Origin of the sequence: Roseovarius indicus (genome assembly GCF_008728195.1) — a bacterium.
Classification (GTDB): domain Bacteria; phylum Pseudomonadota; class Alphaproteobacteria; order Rhodobacterales; family Rhodobacteraceae; genus Roseovarius; species Roseovarius indicus.
The window spans coordinates 606,866-627,719 of record NZ_CP031598.1 but is presented as its reverse complement, the minus strand read 5'-3'; the positions used below and the strand labels follow the sequence as shown (position 1 = coordinate 627,719).

Annotated in this window: 19 protein-coding genes; 8 read left to right on the top strand and 11 right to left on the bottom strand. The window is 66.7% G+C overall.

The window, feature by feature from the left end:
• Position 1 precedes the first annotated feature (1 nt).
• Genes RIdsm_RS03140 through RIdsm_RS03130 form a run of 3 tightly spaced genes read left to right on the top strand, consistent with a single transcriptional unit; the run spans position 2 to position 4,400 of the window.
• Entirely contained in the window at positions 2-1,162 is a 1,161-nt protein-coding gene (locus RIdsm_RS03140; protein ID WP_057820724.1) for an acyl-CoA dehydrogenase family protein, read from the top strand.
• Between the two features lie 3 nt (positions 1,163-1,165).
• Positions 1,166-3,268: an acetate--CoA ligase family protein gene (locus tag RIdsm_RS03135; RefSeq protein WP_057820722.1), complete on the top strand. Its 2,103-nt coding sequence runs from the start codon at positions 1,166-1,168 to the stop codon at positions 3,266-3,268.
• Entirely contained in the window at positions 3,255-4,400 is a 1,146-nt protein-coding gene (locus RIdsm_RS03130) for a serine hydrolase (protein ID WP_057820720.1), read from the top strand. The genes RIdsm_RS03135 and RIdsm_RS03130 overlap by 14 nt, the downstream gene beginning before the upstream one ends.
• A 45-nt stretch (positions 4,401-4,445) precedes the next feature.
• On the opposite strand, the gene RIdsm_RS03125 is transcribed toward RIdsm_RS03130, so the two are convergent.
• The 11 genes from RIdsm_RS03125 to RIdsm_RS03080 all read right to left on the bottom strand — a co-directional run bounded on the left by RIdsm_RS03125 (position 4,446) and on the right by RIdsm_RS03080 (position 16,166).
• Positions 4,446-6,506 carry a 3-hydroxyacyl-CoA dehydrogenase NAD-binding domain-containing protein gene (locus RIdsm_RS03125; protein WP_057820718.1) on the bottom strand — a complete coding sequence of 687 codons (2,061 nt, stop codon included), beginning with the start codon at positions 6,504-6,506 and terminating at the stop codon, positions 4,446-4,448.
• 85 nt (positions 6,507-6,591) lie between these two features.
• Positions 6,592-7,521 carry a helix-turn-helix transcriptional regulator gene (locus RIdsm_RS03120; RefSeq protein ID WP_057820716.1) on the bottom strand — a complete coding sequence of 310 codons (930 nt, stop codon included), beginning with the start codon at positions 7,519-7,521 and terminating at the stop codon, positions 6,592-6,594.
• Positions 7,522-7,659: 138 nt separating this feature from the next.
• Positions 7,660-8,103, bottom strand: a complete 444-nt coding sequence (locus tag RIdsm_RS03115) for an acyl-CoA thioesterase (RefSeq protein ID WP_057820714.1) — start codon at positions 8,101-8,103, stop codon at positions 7,660-7,662.
• A gap of 4 nt (positions 8,104-8,107) precedes the next feature.
• Positions 8,108-9,304: a benzoyl-CoA 2,3-epoxidase subunit BoxA gene (boxA, locus tag RIdsm_RS03110; RefSeq protein ID WP_057820713.1), complete on the bottom strand. Its 1,197-nt coding sequence runs from the start codon at positions 9,302-9,304 to the stop codon at positions 8,108-8,110.
• Positions 9,301-9,471, bottom strand: coding sequence for a hypothetical protein (locus tag RIdsm_RS30015; protein ID WP_160325897.1), 171 nt, complete (start codon positions 9,469-9,471; stop codon positions 9,301-9,303). The genes boxA and RIdsm_RS30015 overlap by 4 nt, the downstream gene beginning before the upstream one ends.
• Positions 9,472-9,532: 61 nt before the next feature.
• Positions 9,533-10,984, bottom strand: coding sequence for a benzoyl-CoA 2,3-epoxidase subunit BoxB (boxB, locus tag RIdsm_RS03105; RefSeq protein WP_057820711.1), 1,452 nt, complete (start codon positions 10,982-10,984; stop codon positions 9,533-9,535).
• Between the two features lie 25 nt (positions 10,985-11,009).
• Positions 11,010-12,668, bottom strand: coding sequence for a 2,3-epoxybenzoyl-CoA dihydrolase (boxC, locus tag RIdsm_RS03100; protein WP_074940553.1), 1,659 nt, complete (start codon positions 12,666-12,668; stop codon positions 11,010-11,012).
• 178 nt (positions 12,669-12,846) lie between these two features.
• Complete coding sequence (locus tag RIdsm_RS03095) at positions 12,847-13,287, bottom strand: DUF309 domain-containing protein (RefSeq protein ID WP_057820707.1); 441 nt, start codon at positions 13,285-13,287, stop codon at positions 12,847-12,849.
• Between the two features lie 10 nt (positions 13,288-13,297).
• Entirely contained in the window at positions 13,298-14,119 is an 822-nt protein-coding gene (locus RIdsm_RS03090) for an alpha/beta fold hydrolase (protein ID WP_057820705.1), read from the bottom strand.
• Entirely contained in the window at positions 14,119-15,651 is a 1,533-nt protein-coding gene (locus tag RIdsm_RS03085) for a benzoate-CoA ligase family protein (RefSeq protein WP_057820703.1), read from the bottom strand. Before RIdsm_RS03085 ends, RIdsm_RS03090 begins: the two co-directional genes overlap by 1 nt.
• A 47-nt stretch (positions 15,652-15,698) precedes the next feature.
• Positions 15,699-16,166 carry a 4-hydroxylaminobenzoate lyase gene (locus RIdsm_RS03080; RefSeq protein ID WP_057820701.1) on the bottom strand — a complete coding sequence of 156 codons (468 nt, stop codon included), beginning with the start codon at positions 16,164-16,166 and terminating at the stop codon, positions 15,699-15,701.
• A gap of 172 nt (positions 16,167-16,338) precedes the next feature.
• Here RIdsm_RS03080 and RIdsm_RS03075 point away from each other — a divergent pair, with 172 nt between their 5' ends.
• The 5 genes from RIdsm_RS03075 to RIdsm_RS03055 all read left to right on the top strand — a co-directional run bounded on the left by RIdsm_RS03075 (position 16,339) and on the right by RIdsm_RS03055 (position 20,842).
• Complete coding sequence (locus tag RIdsm_RS03075; protein WP_057820700.1) at positions 16,339-17,490, top strand: ABC transporter substrate-binding protein; 1,152 nt, start codon at positions 16,339-16,341, stop codon at positions 17,488-17,490.
• 79 nt (positions 17,491-17,569) lie between these two features.
• Positions 17,570-18,439, top strand: a complete 870-nt coding sequence (locus RIdsm_RS03070; protein ID WP_057820698.1) for a branched-chain amino acid ABC transporter permease — start codon at positions 17,570-17,572, stop codon at positions 18,437-18,439.
• A gap of 4 nt (positions 18,440-18,443) precedes the next feature.
• The gene (locus RIdsm_RS03065) at positions 18,444-19,412 is read left to right on the top strand and encodes a branched-chain amino acid ABC transporter permease (RefSeq protein ID WP_057820695.1); all 969 of its coding nucleotides are present in this window, start codon (positions 18,444-18,446) and stop codon (positions 19,410-19,412) included.
• On the top strand, positions 19,405-20,151 hold the full coding sequence (locus RIdsm_RS03060; protein WP_057820693.1) for an ABC transporter ATP-binding protein: 747 nt from the start codon (positions 19,405-19,407) through the stop codon (positions 20,149-20,151). Before RIdsm_RS03065 ends, RIdsm_RS03060 begins: the two co-directional genes overlap by 8 nt.
• Positions 20,144-20,842, top strand: coding sequence for an ABC transporter ATP-binding protein (locus RIdsm_RS03055; RefSeq protein WP_057820691.1), 699 nt, complete (start codon positions 20,144-20,146; stop codon positions 20,840-20,842). Before RIdsm_RS03060 ends, RIdsm_RS03055 begins: the two co-directional genes overlap by 8 nt.
• Positions 20,843-20,854 lie beyond the last annotated feature (12 nt).

The window sequence follows — 20,854 nt, the reverse complement described above, 5'->3', positions numbered from 1 at the left end:
CATGAACTTTCACGTGAGCCATGAAAACGAGCTGCTATTGAAGACCGTGAAGAGCTTCATGGAAGCCGAGATGTTCCCCCATGAAGAGAGGGTCGACAGCACCGGCGAGGTGCCCGAGGAGCTGGGCCGCCAGATCGAAGCGAAGGCCAAGGAGCTGGGGCTTTATGCCTGCAACCTGCCGGAAGAGGTGGGCGGCGGGGGCCTTGGCTATGACGCGATGCACCTGATCGAACGGGAATACGGCAAGACCTCGCACGCGCTGCACGCCTGGGCGGCGCGGCCGACAGAGATATTGCTGGCCTGTGAAGGAGACCAGCGCGAGAAATACCTGCTGCCCTGTGTGACCGGCGAGAAGCGCGAACTGTTCGGCCTGACCGAGCCCGAGGCCGGGTCGGACGTGATGGGGATGAAGACGAATGCCCGCAAGGACGGCGACGACTGGATCCTGAACGGCTCGAAGCATTTCATCTCCGGCCCCTGCATGCCCGATTTCGCCATCGTCTTTGCCGCCACCGGCGAGGACGAGACGAAGCGCGGCAAGCGCAAGCGGGTGACGGCGTTTCTTGTCGACGTGGGCACGCCGGGCTTCGAGTGCCGCGAGGGAAACAAATGCGTCAGCTATCGCGGCTACAAGACCTACCAGCTGTCCTTCGACGATGTGCGGCTTGGGCCGGGGCAGATTCTCGGGGAAGAGGGCAAGGGGCTGGAGCTGTCGGGCCAGTGGCTTGGCATGGGGCGCATCTGGGTCGGGGCCTGCTGTTGCGGCAAGGCCGAGCGGATCCTGGAGATGGCGACGGAATGGGCCGCCAGCCGGAAGCAGTTCGGCCAGCCGATCGGGCGGTTCCAGGCGACGGGGTTTCGCCTCGCCGACGGCGCGATGAATCTGCGGGCGGCCGACCTGATGGTGGCGGACGCGGTGGAACGGGCCGAGCGCGGCGCGATGGAGGATGCCGATGCGGCGATGGTGAAGGTCTATTGTTCCGAGATGCTCAACCGGATCGCCGATGACGCGGTGCAGATCCACGGCGGCATGGGGTTGATGGAAGAGCTGCCCATTCAGCGCCTGTGGCGGGACAGCCGGCTTGAGCGCATCTGGGACGGCACGAGCGAAATTCAGCGGCACATCATCACCCGGTCGATCCTGCGGCCGCTGGGTGCGTGACCCATGACCCCGAGAAAGCGGCAGAACTTTGAGCGGCTTCTGAACCCGCGCCATATCGCCTTTGTCGGCGGGGCCGACGCGGCGGTGGCCATCGGCGAGGCGCGGCGGGCCGGGTTCGCCGGGGAAATGTGGGTGGTGAACCCCAGGCGCGACAAGCTGGCGGGGCTTCCATGCGTCGCCACGATCGCCGACCTGCCCGAGGCGCCGGATGCGGTGTTCCTGGCCATCCCCGCGCCCTTCGTGCCCGAGACGGTGGCAGAGCTGGGCCGGATGGGGGCGGGCGGCATCGTCTGCTACACCGCCGGCTTCGGAGAGGCGCACGAGGCCGGGCGGGCGCTGGAAGAGCAGTTGAAGGCGGCGATCGGCGACATGGTCCTGATCGGGCCGAATTGCTACGGGCTGATCAACTATGTCGGCCACTCGGCGCTGTGGCCCTTTGCGCATGGCGGGTTCTGCCCCGGCTATGGCGCGGCGATCATCACGCAGTCGGGGATGTTTTCCTCGGACATCACGATGAGCCAGCGGTCGTTGCCGCTGGCCTACATGGCCTCGGCCGGGAACCAGGCCGACCTGGGGCTGACCGAACTGGTCGACCTGCTGTGCGTCAGGCCGGAAGTTCGGGCGATCGGGCTGCATATCGAGGGGTTGTCGGACATTCCGGCCTTCGAGAAGGCGGCATTGAAGGCATTGCGGGCCGGCACGCCTGTCGTGGCGCTGAAGACCGGGCGCTCGGCCATCGGCGAGACGCTGACGCTCAGCCATACCGGCTCTCTGGCCGGATCGGCGGAGCTTTACGAGGCGCTGTTCGAGCGGGTGGGCGTGATCAGCGTGACCAACCCGTCGCAATTGCTGGAGACGGTGAAGTTCCTCTGCGTGGCCGGCGCGCCCGACGGGCCGGAGGTGATGGGCTTCACCTGCTCCGGCGGCGGGGCGACGATGCTGGCCGATCATGGCGAGGCGATCGGGCTACGCTATCCGGCGCCGGACGCGGCGGCGCGCGTGGCGTTGACCGAGCTGCTGCCGCCCATCGCCACCGTGTCGAACCCGCTCGATTACACCACGCCGATCTGGGGGCAGGCGCATCACACAAAGCCGGTCTTTGCCGAGGCGCTGGCGCGGGTGCCGGCGCAGGCGACGCTGCTGGTGCAGGATTACCCGGCGCCGGGGCTCGACGAGACGGAAGAGCTGTATCTCAACGACGGGATGGCCTTTGCCGAGGCGGCGCGCGAGGCCGGGCTGCCTGCGGCGATCTGCGCGACGATCCCCGAGAATATCGGGGCGCATATCCGCGAGGCCTTCATCAGGCGCGGGGTCGCGCCGATGCAGGGGGTGCACGAGACGCTGAACGCGATCCGCGATGCGGCCTGGTGGAAGGCGGCCCGAACGCGGATCCTGTCGGCGGTGCCGGGGCCGCTTGTGCCGGGGCGCGCCAGCGGCGCGGTCAGGCTGGTGACCGAGGCGCAGGGCAAGGAGATGCTGGCGGATGCCGGGCTGCCGGTGCCGACGGGGCGGGTCACCCGGGCCGGCACGCTGGCCGAGACGGCGCAGGAGATCGGCTTTCCCGTGGCGCTCAAGATGATGGTGCCGGGGCTGGCGCACAAGACCGAAGCCGGGGCGGTGGCGCTGGGGATCGGGTCGGCCGAGACGCTGTTGGAAGCGGCGATGAAAATGCGGGTGGCCGTCGCCGCCTACCGCGAGACGGTGGTCACCGATGCATTCCTTGTCGAGAGCATGGCGCCGCCGCCGCTGGCCGAGCTGGTGGTGGGCATCAGGCGCGATGCGCAGTTCGGGCTGGCGATGACGCTGGGCAGCGGCGGCATTCTGGTGGAGCTGCTGGGCGATACGGTGTCCTTGCTGCTGCCCGCAACGGATGCCGAGATTTCCGCGGCGCTCGACCGGCTGAAGGTGGCCGCGCTGCTGAACGGGTTCCGCGGGCGCCCCGCCGCCGACCGCTCGGCGCTGGTTGCGGCGCTGTCGGGTTTGGCCGATTATGCCGTGACCAATCGCGCGACCGTGGCGGAGATCGAGATCAACCCGCTCTTCGTCTACGAAAAGGGCGTGCTGGCGGTGGATGTTCTGATGCAGGTGGATGATGTGGGAACCTGACCGCGTGCCGAACCCCGACCTGACAGTGGGGGCGGACAACAAGCAGAGGTGGAACCAGCCGGCGCATCGCCGGCACGGGTTTCACAATGCGCACCGGCTGTTCCGCCGGGCGCTGACGGTGCGGGCGCGGCGGCCGGTGGTGCTGACGCCCGCCGAGGATGCGGGGATTGCCGCGATGCCGGAGGTGGCCACGCTGACCGGTCGGCCAGCGTTTTCCGGGCTGGTCTGCGCGCGGCAGGGCGAGGTGTTGCTCAGCCGTCATGCGGCGGATTTCCCCGAGGATCAGCCGCATTCGATCCAGTCGGTGACGAAGCTGATGATGCATCTCGTGGCGGGGCGGATGGTGGCGGAGGGCTGGCTCGACCCGGCCCGGCCGGTCGAGCATTACCTGCCCGAGATCGGCAGCGGCTATCGCGGCGCGACGGTGCAGGACGTGCTCGACATGAATGTCATGAACGACTTTTCCGAGGATTACGATGACCCCGAGGCCGAGTGCTATACCGAGGAGATCGCCCTTGGCTGGCGCCTGCCCGAGGGCGACGCGCCGGAGGTGTCGATGCTGGATGTCGTGACCGGGGTGACCGGCGACGACGTGCGCAACCATGCCGACACGGTGAATTACTGCTCGGCCAATACCGACCTGCTGACGCTGATCTGTGACCGGTGCCGGCCCGGCGCGCTGCCGAAGCTGGTGGAAGAGATCGCCGACGATGCGGGCGTGGCGGGTGCGCTGCACATGAGTCTCAGCCCCGAGGGGCTGCCGGCCTTTGCCGGGGGCGGCTGCCTGAGCGCGGCCGACCTGGCGCGGGTCGGGCTGCTGCTGGCGCGGGTCGCGGCGGGGGCGCCGGGGATGGCGTGGAACGCCGGGTTCACGCAGGCGGTGATCGGCGGTGCGGGCAAACCGCTGCCGGTACCGCGGGATTTCGTGCGCTATGCCCACCAGATGATGAGCAATGGCCGCTGGATCGGCCATGCCGGCTATGGCGGGCAGTTCCTGCTGGTCGATCCGGAAAGCGGGCTGTCCTGCGCCTACCTGAGCGTTCTGGAGAACGAGTCGGGCTATGACGAGGATTACATGGCCGAGACGATCCTGTGCCTGCAGGCCATCGCCGAGGCGGTGGGGAAAAGCTAGGCGGCGCGGCTCGCCAGTCCTTTCGGACTGTCTCGCGGGGGGCTGTCACCGCCGCCATTTCCCGAAGCGAATCCCCCGGGCGGCACAATCCTCGATCATCGGGCTGGGTTTCCACACGACCGGGTCTTCCTTCGACAGCTCTTTCAGCCCCTCCAGCACCTTGCCCGGCCCCAGCGTGTCGGCGTGGAACATCAGCCCGCCGCGCCAGCGGGGAAAGCCGAGCCCGAAGATGCTGACGAGGTCGATATCGGTGGCCGATCTGGCGATGCCCTCGTACAGGATATCGGCCGCTTCGTTGATCAGGGCCAGCAGCAGCCTGTGCCGGATCTCCTCCGGTTTGTAGTCGCAGCGCTCGACCCCGGCATAGCGCGCTTCCTCCAACGCGAGGTCGGCGACGATCGGGTCGTCGACCTTGCCGCCCCCGCCCGGGTAACGGTACCACCCTGCCCCGGTCTTGCGGCCGAGCTTACCCAGCTCGACCATGCGGTCGGCCACGGGGATGTAGCGGCGGTTCGGGTCGCGGGTGGCATCCTGACGGCGGCGGGCGGCATGGGCCAGGTCGAGGCCCGAGAGGTCCTGCGCTTCGAAGGGGCCCGTGGGGAAGCCGAACTCGACCATCGCCTCGTCCACCTCCCACGGGGTGGAGCCATCCATCAGCACGGTATCGGCCGCCTCGACATAGCGGCCGAGGAGGCGGTTGCAGATCAGGCCGTCGCCCGGCCCCGACACGACGGGCGTCTTGCGCAGGCGCCCAGCGAGGTGGAACGCCATGGCCAGCGCGGTGTCGGAGGTTCGGGCGCCCGGGACGATCTCGAGCAGCTTCGTTTCATGCGCCGGGGCGCTGAAATGCAGGCCGACAAGGCGGGTGGGGTCGTCGAGCGCCTGCGCCATGGCGTCGAGGTCGAGGCAGGCGGTCGTCGTGGCGAGGACGGCGTCGGGCGGCAGGATGGTTTGCAGCGCTGCGAAGACGGCGGTTTTCGCCTCCATCCGCTCGGGCACCGCCTCGATCACGAGGGGGGCGGTGGCGGTGGCAAGATCGGTGCCGAGGGTAAGCGCGGCGCGCAGCGTGCCGGCCCTGTCTTCGGACATGAGCCCGCGGGACACGGCGCCGCCCAGATGGCGGTCGAAGGTTTCGGCGGCCCGGGCCAGGCCATCGGCATCGGGGTCGATGAACGTCACGTCGAGCCCCGCCAGCAGGAGCGCATAGGCGATGTCGGTATCGGTGGCGGCGCCGCCGATCACGGCGACGGGGCCGGCGCCGGGCGGGGTGACATGCGTCATCCGCGCCGGCCGCCTGGCCGCGCGTTCGGCAAAGAAGACGTGGCGCAGGGCCTTGGCCTGGGCCGACCTGCGGGTTTCGAGGAAGGCCGCGCGTTCCTGGATCAGCCCGGCCTCGATGGGCATGTGCTGCGAGGCCTCGATCAGGTCGATGGCGCGCTGCGGGGCGGTCTGGCCCGGCATGGTTACGGCGGTGGCGCGGCGGGCGGCCTCGAAGGTTTCGGCCGGAAGCTCGCCAGAGTTGAGCTCGCTCACCGGGACCTTCATGGCCAGCCATTCGGGGTTGGCCAGCTCGGCGAACGCCACCGGGTCGGCGTCGATCTCGTCGATCAGGCCGATGGCGCGGGCCTCTTCGGCGGGAATGGCGCGGCCCGTGGGGATCAGGGCGAGCGCCCGCTCGAGGCCGACGAGACGCGGCAGGCGCTGCGTGCCGCCCGCGCCCGGCACGACGCCGAGCGTCACCTCGGGCAGGCCCAGCTGCGTGCCCGGCGCGGCGACGCGGTAGCGGCAGGCGAGCATCAGCTCCAGCCCGCCGCCCAGCGCCGCGCCATGGGCCGCGGCGATCCACGGTACCGGGCCCTGCTCGATTCGGTTGAGGATGTCGGGCAGGCTGGGCTCGGGCAGCATGTCGTCGAATTCGCGGGCATCACCCCCGGCCGAGAAAAGCCGCCCCCGGCCGGAGACGATGACACGTTCCAATCCCTCTGCCTCGACCCAGTCGACCGCGTCCAGAAGACCTTGCCGGAATTCGTGCCCCATGGCGTTGACGGGCGGGGTGTCGAGCTCAACATACCCGGTCGCCCCCTCCCGGCGCGTATGGACAACCATGCCTGACCCTTTCTGCCCCCTCCAAGCAGCCTGGAAAGGACATAATACGATGACCGCCGGGGGCAAACCCCCTGCGGCACGGGCCTCAGGCCGGGGGTTCGTCGAGGAAGCCGCGGGCGCGGATCAGGTCGACCAGTTCCTCGGCCGAGGCGTGAAGCGCCTTGCCGGTGGTATCGAGTTGCGCTTCGGCCTGTTCATAAAGGGCTTCGCGGCTTTTCAGGATGCTGCGGAGCTGTTCCATCGCCTCGGGGTTGCCGGCCATGGGCCGCGTGTCACCCTGGTTGCGGACACGGCTCATGTGCTCTTCGGGGCGGGCCTGGATCCAGATGGTGTGGAAATGGGCCAGAAGGGTCTTGAACGTATCCGGCTCGGCGACGATGCCGCCGGCGGCGGCAAGGACCACCGTGTCATGGGTGGCGATGATGCGGCTGAGCGCCTGCGATTCAAGCTCGCGATAGCCTTCCTGGCCGTAAAGCGCCACGACCTCGGCCACGGGCATGCCGGCATGTTCCTCGATCTCGATATTCAGTTCGAGGAAGGGCGTGTGCAGCATCTGCCCCGCCATGGCGCCAAGCGTCGACTTGCCGGCGCCGCGCAGCCCGATCAGGCAGATGCGGCGGGCGCGCAGCTGGGCGGGGCTGTGGGTGCTGAGCGCCTCCATCGCGGCCTGCCGCTTCTCGGCGGTGGCGGCGCGGTAGAGATCGGCGATGCGCAGCGCGTCGGAGGTCCAGGGGTCGTCCTGGCCCACGAACCATTCGATCCGGTGGTCGAGGGCGGAGGCGACGCGCTGCAACAGCCCGATGGAGATGTTCCCCTCGCCCGCCTCGAGCTGGGCCAGGTAGCGAGGCGAGACGCCAGAGCGTTCCGAGACCACGCGCCGCGGCACGCCCTTCAGCTCGCGCGCCTTGCGAACACGCATCCCGACGCGCTGCATCAGGTCTTCCACCTCGAGGTCGAGGCTGTCCTTCGGCGCATTGGCCGCGACTTCGCCCCGGAAATTGGTGATCTCGGCCATGCTGCCCGCCTTTTAGAAATATAGTGCAGAATTTTACCGCAAAACGGGTCGAAAACAACCCTGTAGGTTGGCAATATGGTGCAGGTTGCCCCGCAGACCACCTGCCTGCCGCGTATCAGAGGGTGTTAGCAGAGGCTGTCAGGCAGGCACAAGGTGGCGCTGCACAAGTGCCCGAATTTCATGCGGCGGCGGAGATTTCCTGAATTCGTCGGCGGTTATGAAGACACTGACGAAATCGCCGGTGAAACAGAGCGTGCCGTCCTGAACCCCCTCGACATGGAAACCGATCGAGGTTTCGCCCAGCCGGTTGGGCCAGACCCGGCAGATCAGCCGGTGACGGGGCGTGATCGGCGAGGAGAACTGAAGCGACATCGACACGAAGGGCGTGCCGAGGTTGCGGTCGATCTCCATCTGGAACCAGCCATCGCCCAGGTGATGTTCCCACCAGCCGTTGATGGCGTCGAGGGCGAAGTTGGGGATGCGGCCGGTATAGGCGATGCGCGCCGGGTCGCAATCGGCCCAGGTGACGCGGATCTCGTGTTCGTAGATAGCGGCGTCGCCCGGCCCGCCCTGGTCTTCCATCGTGCTAATAGGTCTCCACGTGATAGCGGCCTTCGTCGCGCATGGTGTCGCGCAGGTCGTGCCAGGGCTGGCCGATGCTTTCGGCGATGTTGGCGAAGGCGTGTTCGACGCCTTCCTCCATCCCGCGCAGGCCGCAGATGTAGATATGGGTTTTCGGATCCTGCAGCAGGTCGGCCACGACCTCTTCTTCCCTGGCCATCCTGTCCTGCACGTATTCGAGCGGCTTGTCGGGCAGGCGGCTGAAGACGAGGTGCTTTTGCAGAAGGGTGTCGGGCACTTTCCGCAAGGGGCCGAAATAGGGAAGGCTTTCGGGCGTGCGGGCACCGAAGAACATGGTCATGCCGCCCGATTTCTCGCCCACCGCGCGCTGGCGGCGCATGGTGAAGGCCCGCATCGGCGCCGAGCCGGTGCCGGTGCAGACCAGCAGAAGCCGCGCCTCGGGGTCGTCGGGCAGAAGGAAGGTGGCGCCGAAGGGGCCGGTGACCTTGACCTTGTCGCCGGTCTTGAGGTCGCAGACATAGTTGGAACAGACGCCATGCTCCTCCCGCTTCACGGTGAGCGAGACGTTGTTGTAGTTCGGCCGCTCGCCGTCGCGCGGGCTCGAGACGGAATAGAGCCGCGGCAGGTGGGGCTTGCCCTCGGCGTCCTCGCCGGGGGCGATGATGCCGATCGACTGACCCTCCAGCACGGGGAAGGGCTTGCCCTCGAAATTCAGGATGATGTGGCGGACATCCGAGCCGCTTTCGTCATGGGTCAGTTGGTAATTGCCCTGCACCGTCGCCTCGACCGGGTTGGCGAGGTTGTAGAGGTTGACGGTAGGCTTCGCCGCAGAGGCGGGCGCCTTCGACTTGCCGCCGGCCCCCTTGTGGGCCTCGGCCAGCAGGGCGGCCATCGCATCGTCCAGCGCCTCGATATCACCACCGGTGCCGGCGCCGGCCGCCTCGATCTCTTCCTGCTCGGGCAGTTCCTCCCACGAGAATTGCTCGTCCAGCGAATAGGGCTCCTTGACCACGCGCCATTCGTCGATGCTGCCGGTGGGGCAGACCGGGATGCAGGCCATGCAATAGTCGCACTTGTCGGGGTCGACCACGACGTTGTTGTCGTCATGGGTGATCGCCTCGATCGGGCAGGTCATCTCGCAGGTATAGCAGCGGATGCAGATTTCCGGGTCGATCAGGTGTTGCTTGATCGGCTGGGTCACGCCTCTCCCCCTTTCAGCACGTAGCCCGGCAGGGCCAGCGCCTCGAGCAGCGCCGCGCAGGGCCCCTTGCAGCCCGTACAGCCGATGCAGTTGCCGCGCAGGGAGGCCAGTTCGTCTCCCAGGACGCTCATGTTGGGCTTGTGGCCGATATGACGGTTGATTTGCATGGTGACCTCCCTCGGGTTGCGGGCCCCGGCCCCGCAAATGGGGCCGGGGTCTTATGGCGGGTTACGCCATGTGCAGTTTGACGTATTCGAAGTCGCCCGGCTTGTTGTCGATGCCGACCTTCGGCGGGGCGATCCAGCCGGCGTATTTGCCGGGCTCGGTGACCTGCTCCATCAGCGACTGGATGAAGTCGCCGTCGGCATGGGTCGGCAGCCAGTCGGCCATGCCCTTGTCATACTCGGCGCCCGACACGATCTCGCCCTCGGGGTTGAAGTTGTGCCCGGCGAAGACGCCGATCTGGCGGTTGAAGCTTTCATGCGGCAGCTTGAGCTTGAAATCGACGCCGGCTTTCTCGATGATCTTGTTCCACCGGCCGATCCCGCCCGAAGCGTCGCGGGTGTAGTCGTCGCGCAGGCGCATGTTGATGGCGGTCAGCGCCGGCACCTCTTTCTGCACCGCCTGCCCGTTCTCGAAATCCCACACGGTATAGGTGTCGCCCTCGAGCTTGTGGTCGTCGTCGATACGGTGCTCGTGGTAGCGACCCTTGATGCCGGCGTTGAACGCATTGGCGGCGTTGGTCGACACTTCCTGACCGAAGAGGTCGAGCGACAGCGTGTAGTGCAGGTTCAGCTTCTTCTGCACGGTCGGCAGGTCGATCACGCCCAGCGCGCGGATCTTGTCGATGTCATAGGGGTCGTCGATGCCGTTTTCCTTCATCACCTGGCAGGTGCGCTCGATCGTGCGGCCGACGCCGGTTTCACCCACGAACATGTGATGCGCTTCCTCGGTCAGCATGAAGCGGCAGGTGCGCGACAGCGGGTCGAAGCCCGACTGCGCAAGGCTTTCCAGCTGCATCTTGCCGTCGCGGTCGGTGAAGTAGGTGAACATGAAGAACGACAGCCAGTCGGGCGTTTCCTCGTTGAACGCGCCGAGCATCCGCGGCGCCTCTTCGGACCCCGAGGACCGGCGCAGCAGGTCGTCGGCCTCTTCCCGGCCATCGGCGCCGAAATACTTGTGCAGCAGGTAGACCATCGCCCACAGGTGGCGGCCTTCTTCCACGTTCACCTGGAAAAGATTGCGCATGTCGTAGAGCGACGGCGCGGTGAGCGCGAGGAAGCGCTGTTGCTCGACCGAAGCCGGCTCTGTATCGCCCTGGATGACGATCAGGCGCTTCATCATGTTGCGGTATTCGCCGGGCACTTCCTGCCACGCGGGCTGACCGGCATGTTCGCCGCAGGGGATCTTGCGGTCTTCGACCTGCGGGGCCAGCAGCACGCCCCAGCGGTATTCGGGCATCTTGACGTAGTCAAACTTGGCCCAGCCTTTCGGGTCGACGCTGACGGCGGTGCGCAGGTAGACCAGCGATTGCTGGAAATTGTCGGGGATCAGGTCGTTCCACCAGTTGATATAGCCCGGGTGCCACTTTTCCAGCGCCTTCAGAACGCGCTTGTCCGAGGACAGATTCACGTTGTTGGGAATCTGCGTGTCGTAACTGACATTGATGAGATCGAGCATGATGTAAGTCTCCCAGTTGCGCCGGTCAGACGCGTTCCATGTTGTACTTGCCGCGAACGCCGCTTCCGTAGCGCTGCAATGCGCCCTCCTCGCCGACGGCGTTCGGACGGTTGAAAATCCAGTTCTGCCAGGCGGTGAGTCGCCCGAAGATACGAGTTTCCATCGTTTCGGGGCCGGCAAAGCGCAGGTTGGCTTCCATCCCCGTCATCGCATCCGGGCTGAACGAGGCGCGCTCTTCCATGAAGATGCGGATTTCGTCCTCCCAGTCGATATCGTCATAGGCGAAGGTCACGAGGCCCGCCTCCTTGGCGTCCTCGGCCTCGAGTGGCTCGCCGGTCTTTGCCTTCAGCTCCGCCACGTGGCCGGGCTGGCCGAGGAAGCGGGTTTCGAGGCGGGTGAGGTCGTTGCCCATCGGGTATTGGCCGAAATTGCCGTCGCTCATCGTGACGGTGGCGACGGGGCGGTTGTCGCCCTCGAACTCGTCCTCCATCATGTAGGAGCGGTCGACGGCCCAGAGCAGCTCGGCCAGAACCCCGGCAAAGCAGGAGCCGTGCTCGACCAGCGCGACAAGGCTGCGCGAGGTCACGTCGATCCGTTTCAGGACGCGCTTCCAGTATTGCAGGATCTCGTTGGCGAGCCAGTTGTCCTTGTTGTCGAGCAGCAGTTTTTCATGGGCCAGCACCGCCTCGGGGTCGCCCTGGGTGCGGAAGATCAGCAGGCCCAGCTCGGCCTCGTTGAGGCGCAGGTGCAGGATGGCGTCGTCCAGCTCGCGGGCGAGCTTCAGCAGGTAGGATTGATCGCCCTGCCCCTCCAGCGCGGCGGCGTCGGCGGGCGGCTCGCCCTCGGGGCCCTTGATCGTGATCGTGGCGCGGCGGCGCTCTCGGTCAAGCTCCACCTCGACCAGCGAATAGCTGAGCGAGCCGTCCTCGCCGATGGTGCGGTCGATAAGGCCGAGCGTGATGCCGGTGCCGGTGGCCTTCTTCGAGGCCGCGGCGAACTCCTTGGCGCGTTCCTGCACGGTCGCGTCGAATTTCGAGTTGGGGATCACCTCGTCGACGAGATCCCAATCCTTCGCCCGCTTGCCGCGCACGCCCTCCTCGATCGAGCAGAACACGTCGGCGAGGTCGCGGCGCACCTTGCGCTTGTCGGTGACGCGGGTCAGGCCGCCGGTGCCGGGCAGCACGGCCAGCAGCGGCACCTCGGGCAGCGCGACCGAGGACGTGCTGTCATCGGTCAGCATGATGTGATTGCAGGCAATCGCCAGCTCGTACCCGCCGCCCGCGCAGGAGCCCTTCACGGCGGCGATGTATTTCTGGCCCGAGTCCGCCTCGGCCGCCTCATACGTATTGCGGGTCTCGTTGGTGAACTTGCAGAAGTTGACCTTGTGGCTGTGCGCCGCGCCGCCCAGCATGCGGATGTTGGCGCCGGCGCAGAACACCTTGTCCTTGCCCGACTGCATGACAACGACCTTCACCTCGGGGTGCTCGAACCGCATGCGCTGCACGATATCCGACAGCTCGATATCGACGCCGAGGTCGTAGGAATTGAGCTTCAGCTGGTAACCGTCGAACAGGCCGCCGTCTTCGTCGACATCCATGTAGAGGTTGGCGACGTCGCCGTCATAATCGACCCGCCAGTGGCGGTATTTCGACGGGTCGGTTCGGAAATCTATGAGTTTGGTCACCGCGGCGTCCTCCCGGCTTGGGCCAATCCTGTCTTGCGTTAAGATGCATCATAGTGCTCAGGGCGTGTCGTGTAAACGGAAAAACCCCGGAATTATGCACCATAAAGCGCCTTATTTATCAGACATATGGCGTGATCTTGCCAATCATGGCATATTTGGCATTATTTTGCATATCCCTTCAGGATGCAAAATTTCGCGCCCGATTCCTCATCTTCTCCACGTCTTCCGGGCCCAACCCCATCAACCTGTCCTGGCCCTGCAGGAAGGCCTCGCGCAGGGCCGTGTCGGCCAGCCCGGCGATGCGGCGGGCGGCGTTCTCGCGCCCCATCCGCGCCTTCAGCCCGCCATTGGCCAGCTGGATCACGCCCCGCAGCAGGTGGCGCTCGGCGCTGGCGGGGGGCAGGACCATCCAGACGGCCTCCCACAGCTCGTGGGCCTCCCAGAAATAGCCCTGCTCGAACGCCTGCATCCCGCCGAGGAAGGCCGCACTTTGCGCCAGATCCTCCGGCGCCATCCCCGGCGCCAACCCTTCCTTCAGCGGCTCGAAAATCGCCTCGTCGGGGCGCTCGGTCTTGCCGGGAAGATAGGGCCGGGGCGGCAGGGTCAGGGCACGGGTCACGGCGCGCGCATCACGCGATTTCGACCTCGGCCGCTTCGATCCTAGTCAGGCGGGCGGTGAACTCGGCCACCGCTTCGAGCACCCGCTCGGGCTGGTCCATGTGCGGCGAATGCCTGCAATCGTCGAGCACGGCCACGTCGACCGGCGCATAGCTGCGCGTCTCGACCTCCTCGACCTGCGCCAGCGTGCCGTACTGGTCTTCCCGCCCCTGGATCACCAGCGCGGGGATGCGCAGGTAATCGATCACCTCGGCCACGTTCCAAGCCTCGAAGCCCGGGTCGAGCCAGGCGTCGTTCCATCCGCGGAAGGTGGCCTCGGGGTCGCGGTGGTACTTGGCCATGCGGGTTTTCATGTCCCCCTCGGCAAACGCCTCCCGCGCCTTGGCGATCTCGGCCAGGCCCATCTCCTCGGTGAAGAAATGCGGCGCCATCAGGATCAGGCCGCGCACGCGGTAATCCTCCACCCGCCCGGCATATTCGGCGGCGATAGTGGCGCCGTCGGAATGGCCGAACAGGATCACCGGCCCCTCGCCCAGCGCATCCAGCACATCGGGCAGAACATCCACCGCCTCGCGCGTCATGTAATCCAGTGGCCGGGGCAGGTCGGCGGGGTCCGACTGGCCATAACCCGCGCGGGAATACGCAAGGACGGGGCAACCCGTGGCCTGTGCCACCCGCTCGGGGAAGTCGCGCCAGAGGGCGAGACAGCCCAGCCCCTCGTGCAGCATGACGATGACGGGGTTTTCGCCCGGCGCGTCGCCGAACGCGGCCCATTCCAACGATTTGCCGCCCGCCGTCAGCGTGCCCTTGCCAGTTGTCCAGTCGATGCTCATCACGCGCTCTCCCTCAGTTTGAACCGTTGGATCTTTCCGGTGGCGGTTTTCGGCAACTCGTCGACCACCTCGATCCAGCGGGGGTATTTCCACATGCCGATCTTGTCCTTCACGTAGCCCTTGAGCGTGTCGGCATCGACCTTTTCGGCCCCGTCCTTCAACACGACGTAGGCCGCGGGCTTGATCAGGTCCTGATCGTCGGCCCGGCCGATCACCGCCGCTTCCAGGATTGAAGGATGCTCGACCAGCGTCTGCTCCACCTCGAAGGGGCTGACCCAGATGCCCGAGACCTTGAACATGTCGTCGGTGCGCCCGCAGTAGACATAGCGACCCTCGGGGGTGCGTTCGTACTTGTCGCCCGTGCGGGTCCAGTGGCCGGCGAAGGTCGACATCGATTTGTTGCGGCGGTTCCAGTAGCCCTCGGCGCTCGACGGGCCGCGCACCAGAAGCTCGCCCACCTCGCCCTCGGCCACGTCCTCGTCATGCTCGTCGACCAGCCGCACCTCGTAGCCGGGCACCGCGGTGCCCGAGGTGCCGTAGACGATATCGTCGGGCCGGTTCGACAGGAAGATGTGCAGCATCTCGGTCGAGCCGACGCCATCGACGATATGCGCGTTCCAGAGCCGGTGCCACCGCTCGCCCACCTCGCGCGGCAGCGCCTCGCCGGCCGAGGTGCAGAGGCGGATGCAATGCTCGGGCGGCGTGCCCGCCTTCTCCTGCTCGAAGACCAGCGCGGCATAAAGCGTCGGCACGCCGCAGAAGATCGTCGGCCGCTCCTCCTTCATGATGTGGAAGACCAGGTCCGGCGTCGGCCGCCCGGCGGCGATCACCGTGGTCGCACCCACCGCCATCGGGAAGGACATCGCGTTGCCGAGCCCGTAGGCGAAGAACATCTTGGCCACCGAATAAATGGTATCGTCTTCGGTGATGCCCAGCACGTCGCGGCCGAAACATTCGGCGGTGGCCTGCAGGCTGGAATGCACGTGCCGCACGCCCTTGGGCGCGCCGGTGGAACCGGAAGAATAGAGCCAGAAGGCCAGCTCGTCGGCGCTGGCCTCGACCGTCTCGATCTCGGGGGCGTCCTTGCAGAAGGCCTGGTAGCTTTCGGTGCCCTCGGGCGCGTCGCCGATCACCAGAACGGCGCGAAGGTAGCGGTTGTCCTGCACGATGGGCGCGACCGTCTCCCACAGGCATTCCGACACCACCAGGATCGAGGCGCGGCTGTCGGAGAGGATGCTGTCATAGACCTGCGTCGACAGCAGGGTATTGAGCGGCACCGGGATGGCGCCGGCCTTGAGCGCGCCCCAGAAGATCACCGGGAATTCGATCTGGTCCTGCACGATCATGGCGATGCGCTCCTCGCGCCTCACGCCGTGCCGGTCGAGCGCGCCGCCAAAGCGGGCGGCCTCCCTCGCGAGCTGTCCGTAGGTCAGGCTGCGCTTCGCGCCGTCGGCCTCGCGGAAGGCCACCTTGTCGGCGCGGCCTTCCGCGATATGGCGGTCCACGAAATAGACTGCGGCATTATCGTTCATGTTGGGTCCTCCTCCCGTCACCGGGCGCACGGCCCGGCGTGCCCGGCTTATCTGCCGGTAAACTCGATCGCGCCCTGCGGCAGCAGGTAGAGCACGTAGGCATCGCCCCCGGTGACAGTGGGGTGATGGTCGGTGCCGGGCTCGTAGACATACCAGCCCTCGGCGAAGCCATCGAAATGCGGCTGGCCCTCGAGGCCCATGACCGCCCCGATCTCGCCCGTGGGGTGAATGTGATGCGGCCCGCGCACATCCTTCATGCGCACCACGTCGACGCTGAAATCGCCCGCGGCCCCGCCCGGCTTGACCGCCCGGCCAAAGCGGATGCCACCCGCCTCGCGCGACATCAGCCAGCCGTCGCGCTCGCCTTCCGCGCAAAGATCGCGCAGTTCGGTGAAGGCCGGCCCCTCCTTGGGCCATGTCTGGTTGAGATACCCGGCAAGCCCGGAATCGAGCGGCTTGCCCCTGATGGCCTCCGCAACCTCCCCGACCAACGCCTCGAAACGTTCCTGCGACATGTGAGCCTCCTCCCGAATTGGCCACGACAGAATCGATTTGAGCAATTTGGCCCTATACTGCACTTGTTGCGCAATATTGCAACATTCACCTTTACTGACTGCACTTTTGTGCATAGACTGGAATCGATACCTGCCCTTACCCTTGGGAAGGTTATCGCTAGGGAGGATACCAATGAAGAAACTGTTCATGGCCGCTGCGGCGGCGTCACTGCTTGCCGTGACCGGGGCGAGCGCACAGACCAAGGTTGGCGTGCTGCTGCCCTATTCGGGCACCTACGCAGCGCTTGGAAACGAGATTACCCTCGGGTTCAACATGGCGCTGGAGGAGGCCGGGCGCACGGGCGAATTCGAGATGGTCAAGGAAGACACGGAGGCGAAGCCGCCCGTGGGCCTTGCCAAGGCCCGCAAGCTGGTGCTGGAAGACGAGGTCGACGTGATCATGGGCCTCGTGTCCTCCGGCGTGCTCGGCGCGGTGCGCGATTTCGTCGACGGGGCGGAAGTGCCGCTGATCGTGGCAAACGCCGGCAATGACGAGGCCACCGGCGCGAACTGCTCGCCCTATATCTCGCGCGTGTCGTTCTCGAACCGGCAGGTTTCGGGCCCCATGGGCGAATGGCTGGCCCAGCAGGGCGTCAAGACGGCCTACACCCTGGCCCCCGACTATGCCGCCGGCCACCAGATGGTCGAGGCCTTCACCGAGAAATTCACCGAAGGCGGTGGCGAGGTTCTGGGCGGCGAGTTCACGCCCTTCGGCCAGACCAGCGATTTCGGCCCCTACCTGACCAATGCCAAGTCGTCGGGCGCCGAGGCGCTGTTCGTCTTCTACGCGGGCGGCGAGGCGATCAGCTTCGTCAAGCAATACGGCTCGTTCGACCTTGCGAAGGACCTGCCGCTTTACGGCTCGGGCTTCGTGACCTCGCCGCTTTACGTGGCCGCAGAGGGTGACGCCGCCGTGGGCGTGGTCGCGGCATTGCACTATGTCCCGACCGTCGACAACGAGACCAACAACGCTTTCGTGGCGACCTACAAGGAAGCGCAGGGCAAGGCCCCGTCGGAATTCACCATCCAGGGCTATGACGCCGCCAAGGCGCTGATGGCCGCCATCGACTCGGGCGCCAGCGACCGCGCCTCGATCGCCAAGGCGCTGCGGGGCCTGAAATTCGACAGCCCGCGCGGCCCGGTCGAGATCGACGCCGCCACCAACAACATCGTCCACGACGTCTATATCTACGAGACGGTGAAAGAGGGCGAAGGCCTGACCCAGAAGATCCTTGGCACGATCAAGGCCGTCCGCGACGAGCCGAACGGCTGCGAACTCGACTGACGCAACCTTCCTGCCCGCCCCCGGTCCGCAAGGCCGGGGGCGCGGTTGTCTCCAACGCCGGGATGAAAAGGGGCCGGTCATGGATGCGGGTTTCTGGGTTCTTCAGTTCCTGAATGCGCTGCAATACTCGATGCTGCTGTTCCTGCTGTCGATCGGGCTGACGGTGATCTTCGGGCTGCTGCATTTCGTCAACCTCGCCCACGGGGCGCTTTACATGATGGGCGCCTATCTGGGCATCTCGGCCGCGGCGCTGACCGGCAGCTTCTGGGGTGCCTTCATCCTGGCGCCGCTGGGCGTGACGGTGATCGGCGCCATCCTCTATTTCACCCTGATCGACCGGCTGCGCGGGGCCGGCCCGATGAACCAGGTGCTGGTGACCTTCGGGTTGATCTTCGTCTTTCTCGATCTCGCCCGCATCGGCTGGGGCGACGTGGCGCTGGGGCTCAGCGCGCCCGAGGGGCTGTCGGGCACGTCCAACCTTCTGGGCGTGGCCTACCCCACCTACCGGCTGTTCATCATCGCGCTGGGGGCCATCGTCATGGCGGCGCTGTGGCTGATGCTGTCGCGCACCCAGATCGGCGCGATGATCCGTGCCAGCGTGGAAAACGGCGACATGGCCGCCGCGATGGGCATCAATGTCGGCCGCCTCTTCTTCGCCGTCTTCTGCGTCGGCTGCGCGCTGGCGGGGCTGGCGGGGGTCGTGGCCGCACCGGTCTTTTCGGCGACCACCGGCATGGGCATCTCGATCCTGATCCCCACCCTGATCGTCGTCGTCATCGGCGGGCTCGGCAGCCTGCAGGGCGCCATCGTCGGCTCGCTCATCATCGGCTTCATCGAAACCGTCGGCGCGGCCTTCCTGCCCAGCTTTGCCGCCGTGGCAAGCTACCTGCTGCTGGCCGCCGTCCTTGTTCTGCGCCCGCAAGGGCTGATCCCCGCGCGAGGCTCGTGAGCAGATGTTTCACCAATCCCCGACCCGTTCCGTCTTCCTGGTCGCCGCGCTGGTGGGGCTGGCGCTCTATGCCATATACGGCGGCTATTTCGCCCGCGAGATCGTGATCGAGATCGCCATCCTCGCCATCCTCGCCATCAGCCTCGACGTGGTGGCGGGCTTCGGCGGCATGGTCTCGCTGTGCCACGGCGCCATTCTCGGCGTCTCGGCCTATACCTACGGCATCCTGACGGCCAAGCTGGGCTATCCCGCCCTGCCCTCGGCCGTGGCGGCCATCGCGGCGGCAGCGGTCTTCGGCACCGTCGTCGGCTGGATCACCGCCCGCACCACCGGCATCTATTTCATCATGGCCACCCTCGCCTTCGGGCAGATGGCCTATACCGTGATCTTCAAGTCGCGCTGGCTGGGCGGCGACGACGGCATGGGCGGCCTGCCCCGGTTCGACCTCGACTGGGCCGGTATCGCGATGAACAAGTCGCTGCCCTTCGCGCTTTTCGCGGTGCTCGCCATCTTCGCCTGTTACGTGGCCGCCGCCTGGGTCATGCGCTCGGCCTTCGGGCGCACGCTCTGCGGCATCCATTCCAACGAACCGAGGATGCGCGCGATCGGCGTCAGCACCGTCATGCACCGCGCCCGCGCCATGGGCTTTTCCGGTCTGCTGGCGGGCGTGGCGGGCATCGTGGCGGCGCAGCATATCCAGTATATCTCGCCCGAACTCCTGTTCTGGACCGTCTCGGGCGAGGCGCTCATCGTCGTCATCCTCGGCGGGCTCGGCACGCTGATCGGGCCGATGATCGGGGCCATCGCCTTTGTCCTGCTGAAACACGAGCTGAGCGATTACACCGATCACTGGCATATCGTGGTGGGCCTTGTCCTCATTGCCACGGTGCTGGCGGGCGGACGCGGCCTTTACGGGCAGATCGAGCACTGGATGGGCCGCCGGCGGCCCGAGGGGGCGGCGCGGAATGCTTGACGTGCACAACCTCTCCAAGGCCTTCGGCGGCATCCAGGTCACGCGGAACGTCTCGTTCAAGCTGGCAAAGGGCGAACGCCGGGTGATCCTCGGGCCCAACGGGGCGGGCAAGACCACGCTCTTCAACCTGCTGGTGGGCGAGCTGACCCCGAGTGGCGGCGATATCCTGATCGACGGCGTGTCGGTATCGGGGCTGAGCGTCAGCCAGCGCTCGCGCATGGGGCTGTCACGCAGCTACCAGAAGAACAACCTCTTCGAGGACCTCACCGTGCGGGAAAACCTGACGCTGGCCGCCGCCGCCGCACAGGGCAAGATCGCCTGGCTGGTGAAGGACAGCTTCCGCGACCGAGGGGTCAAGGAAGCGGTCGAAGAAGCCGCCGAACTGGTCTCCCTCACCGACCTGCTGGATACGCCCGTGAAAGCCGCCTCCTACGGCAACCGGCGGCAGCTCGAGGTCGGCATCGCCCTGGCGACCCGGCCCAAGCTTCTCTTGATGGACGAGCCCACCTCGGGCGTCGGCCCGTCGATGATCGAGGGCTTTCACCGCCTGCTCAAATCGCTGCCCGAAGACCTGACCGTGCTGATCATCGAGCATGACATGGACCTTGCCTTCGACGTGGCCGACCGGATCACCGTGCTGAATTTCGGCGAGGTCGTGTTCGAGGGCACGCCGGAGGAAACCCGCGGCAACAAGGTCGTGCGCGACATTTACCTGGGGGACTGGCAAGAGAATGCTTGAGCTGGAAGGCATCGAGACCGGCTATGGCGAGACCCGCGTGGTGCACGGGCTCGACCTGACGGTGCGCGAGGGCACGGTGCACGCGCTTCTGGGCCGCAACGGGGTGGGCAAGTCGACCACGCTGAAATCGGTAATCGGGCAGTTGCCGGTGACGGTCGGCACCGTGCGGCTGGCCGGTCAGCAGATTTCCGGCCGGTTGCCCCATGACATCGCCCGGCTGGGCGTGGCCTATGTGCCCGAGACGCGGGATATCTTCGGCGCCCTGACGGTGCGCGAGAACCTCGAACTCGCCGGCCGGCTGGCGGGGCCCGGGGCCGACTGGACGGTCGACAGGATCGTGGCGTTCTTCCCCAACCTGGCCGAGCGGCTGAACAATGGCGGGCACGAGCTGTCGGGCGGCGAGCAGCAGATGCTGGCGGTGGGCCGCGCCCTGATGGCCTCGCCGCGCATCCTGATGCTCGACGAGCCGACAGAAGGGCTGGCCCCGATCATCATCCAGCAGATCTTCGGCAAGCTGAAGGAGCTGAAGGCATCGGGTCTGACCATCCTGCTGGTCGAGCAGAACCTGAACTTCGCCCTTGGCCTGGCCGACGATATCAGCCTGATGGGCCGCGGCCAGATCGTCTGGCGCGGCGATGCGGCTGCGCTGAAGGCCGACGACCAAGCGCATGCCCGCTGGCTGGGGGTCTGAGGCGCCGCCCCC

Bases quoted from the DNA above. Each gene is read 5' to 3' on its own strand.
- boxB (WP_057820711.1), bottom strand. From the start codon at position 10,984: ATGCTCGATCTCATCAATGTCAGTTACGACACGCAGATTCCCAACAAC.
- RIdsm_RS03075 (WP_057820700.1), top strand. From the start codon at position 16,339: ATGAAGAAACTGTTCATGGCCGCTGCGGCGGCGTCACTGCTTGCCGTG.
- RIdsm_RS03125 (WP_057820718.1), bottom strand. From the start codon at position 6,506: ATGGTTGTCCATACGCGCCGGGAGGGGGCGACCGGGTATGTTGAGCTC.
- RIdsm_RS03085 (WP_057820703.1), bottom strand. From the start codon at position 15,651: ATGAACGATAATGCCGCAGTCTATTTCGTGGACCGCCATATCGCGGAA.
- RIdsm_RS30015 (WP_160325897.1), bottom strand. From the start codon at position 9,471: ATGCAAATCAACCGTCATATCGGCCACAAGCCCAACATGAGCGTCCTG.
- RIdsm_RS03080 (WP_057820701.1), bottom strand. From the start codon at position 16,166: ATGTCGCAGGAACGTTTCGAGGCGTTGGTCGGGGAGGTTGCGGAGGCC.
- RIdsm_RS03070 (WP_057820698.1), top strand. From the start codon at position 17,570: ATGGATGCGGGTTTCTGGGTTCTTCAGTTCCTGAATGCGCTGCAATAC.
- RIdsm_RS03065 (WP_057820695.1), top strand. From the start codon at position 18,444: ATGTTTCACCAATCCCCGACCCGTTCCGTCTTCCTGGTCGCCGCGCTG.
- RIdsm_RS03130 (WP_057820720.1), top strand. From the start codon at position 3,255: ATGTGGGAACCTGACCGCGTGCCGAACCCCGACCTGACAGTGGGGGCG.
- RIdsm_RS03060 (WP_057820693.1), top strand. From the start codon at position 19,405: ATGCTTGACGTGCACAACCTCTCCAAGGCCTTCGGCGGCATCCAGGTC.
- RIdsm_RS03140 (WP_057820724.1), top strand. From the start codon at position 2: ATGAACTTTCACGTGAGCCATGAAAACGAGCTGCTATTGAAGACCGTG.
- RIdsm_RS03090 (WP_057820705.1), bottom strand. From the start codon at position 14,119: ATGAGCATCGACTGGACAACTGGCAAGGGCACGCTGACGGCGGGCGGC.
- RIdsm_RS03120 (WP_057820716.1), bottom strand. From the start codon at position 7,521: ATGGCCGAGATCACCAATTTCCGGGGCGAAGTCGCGGCCAATGCGCCG.
- RIdsm_RS03115 (WP_057820714.1), bottom strand. From the start codon at position 8,103: ATGGAAGACCAGGGCGGGCCGGGCGACGCCGCTATCTACGAACACGAG.
- RIdsm_RS03135 (WP_057820722.1), top strand. From the start codon at position 1,166: ATGACCCCGAGAAAGCGGCAGAACTTTGAGCGGCTTCTGAACCCGCGC.
- RIdsm_RS03055 (WP_057820691.1), top strand. From the start codon at position 20,144: ATGCTTGAGCTGGAAGGCATCGAGACCGGCTATGGCGAGACCCGCGTG.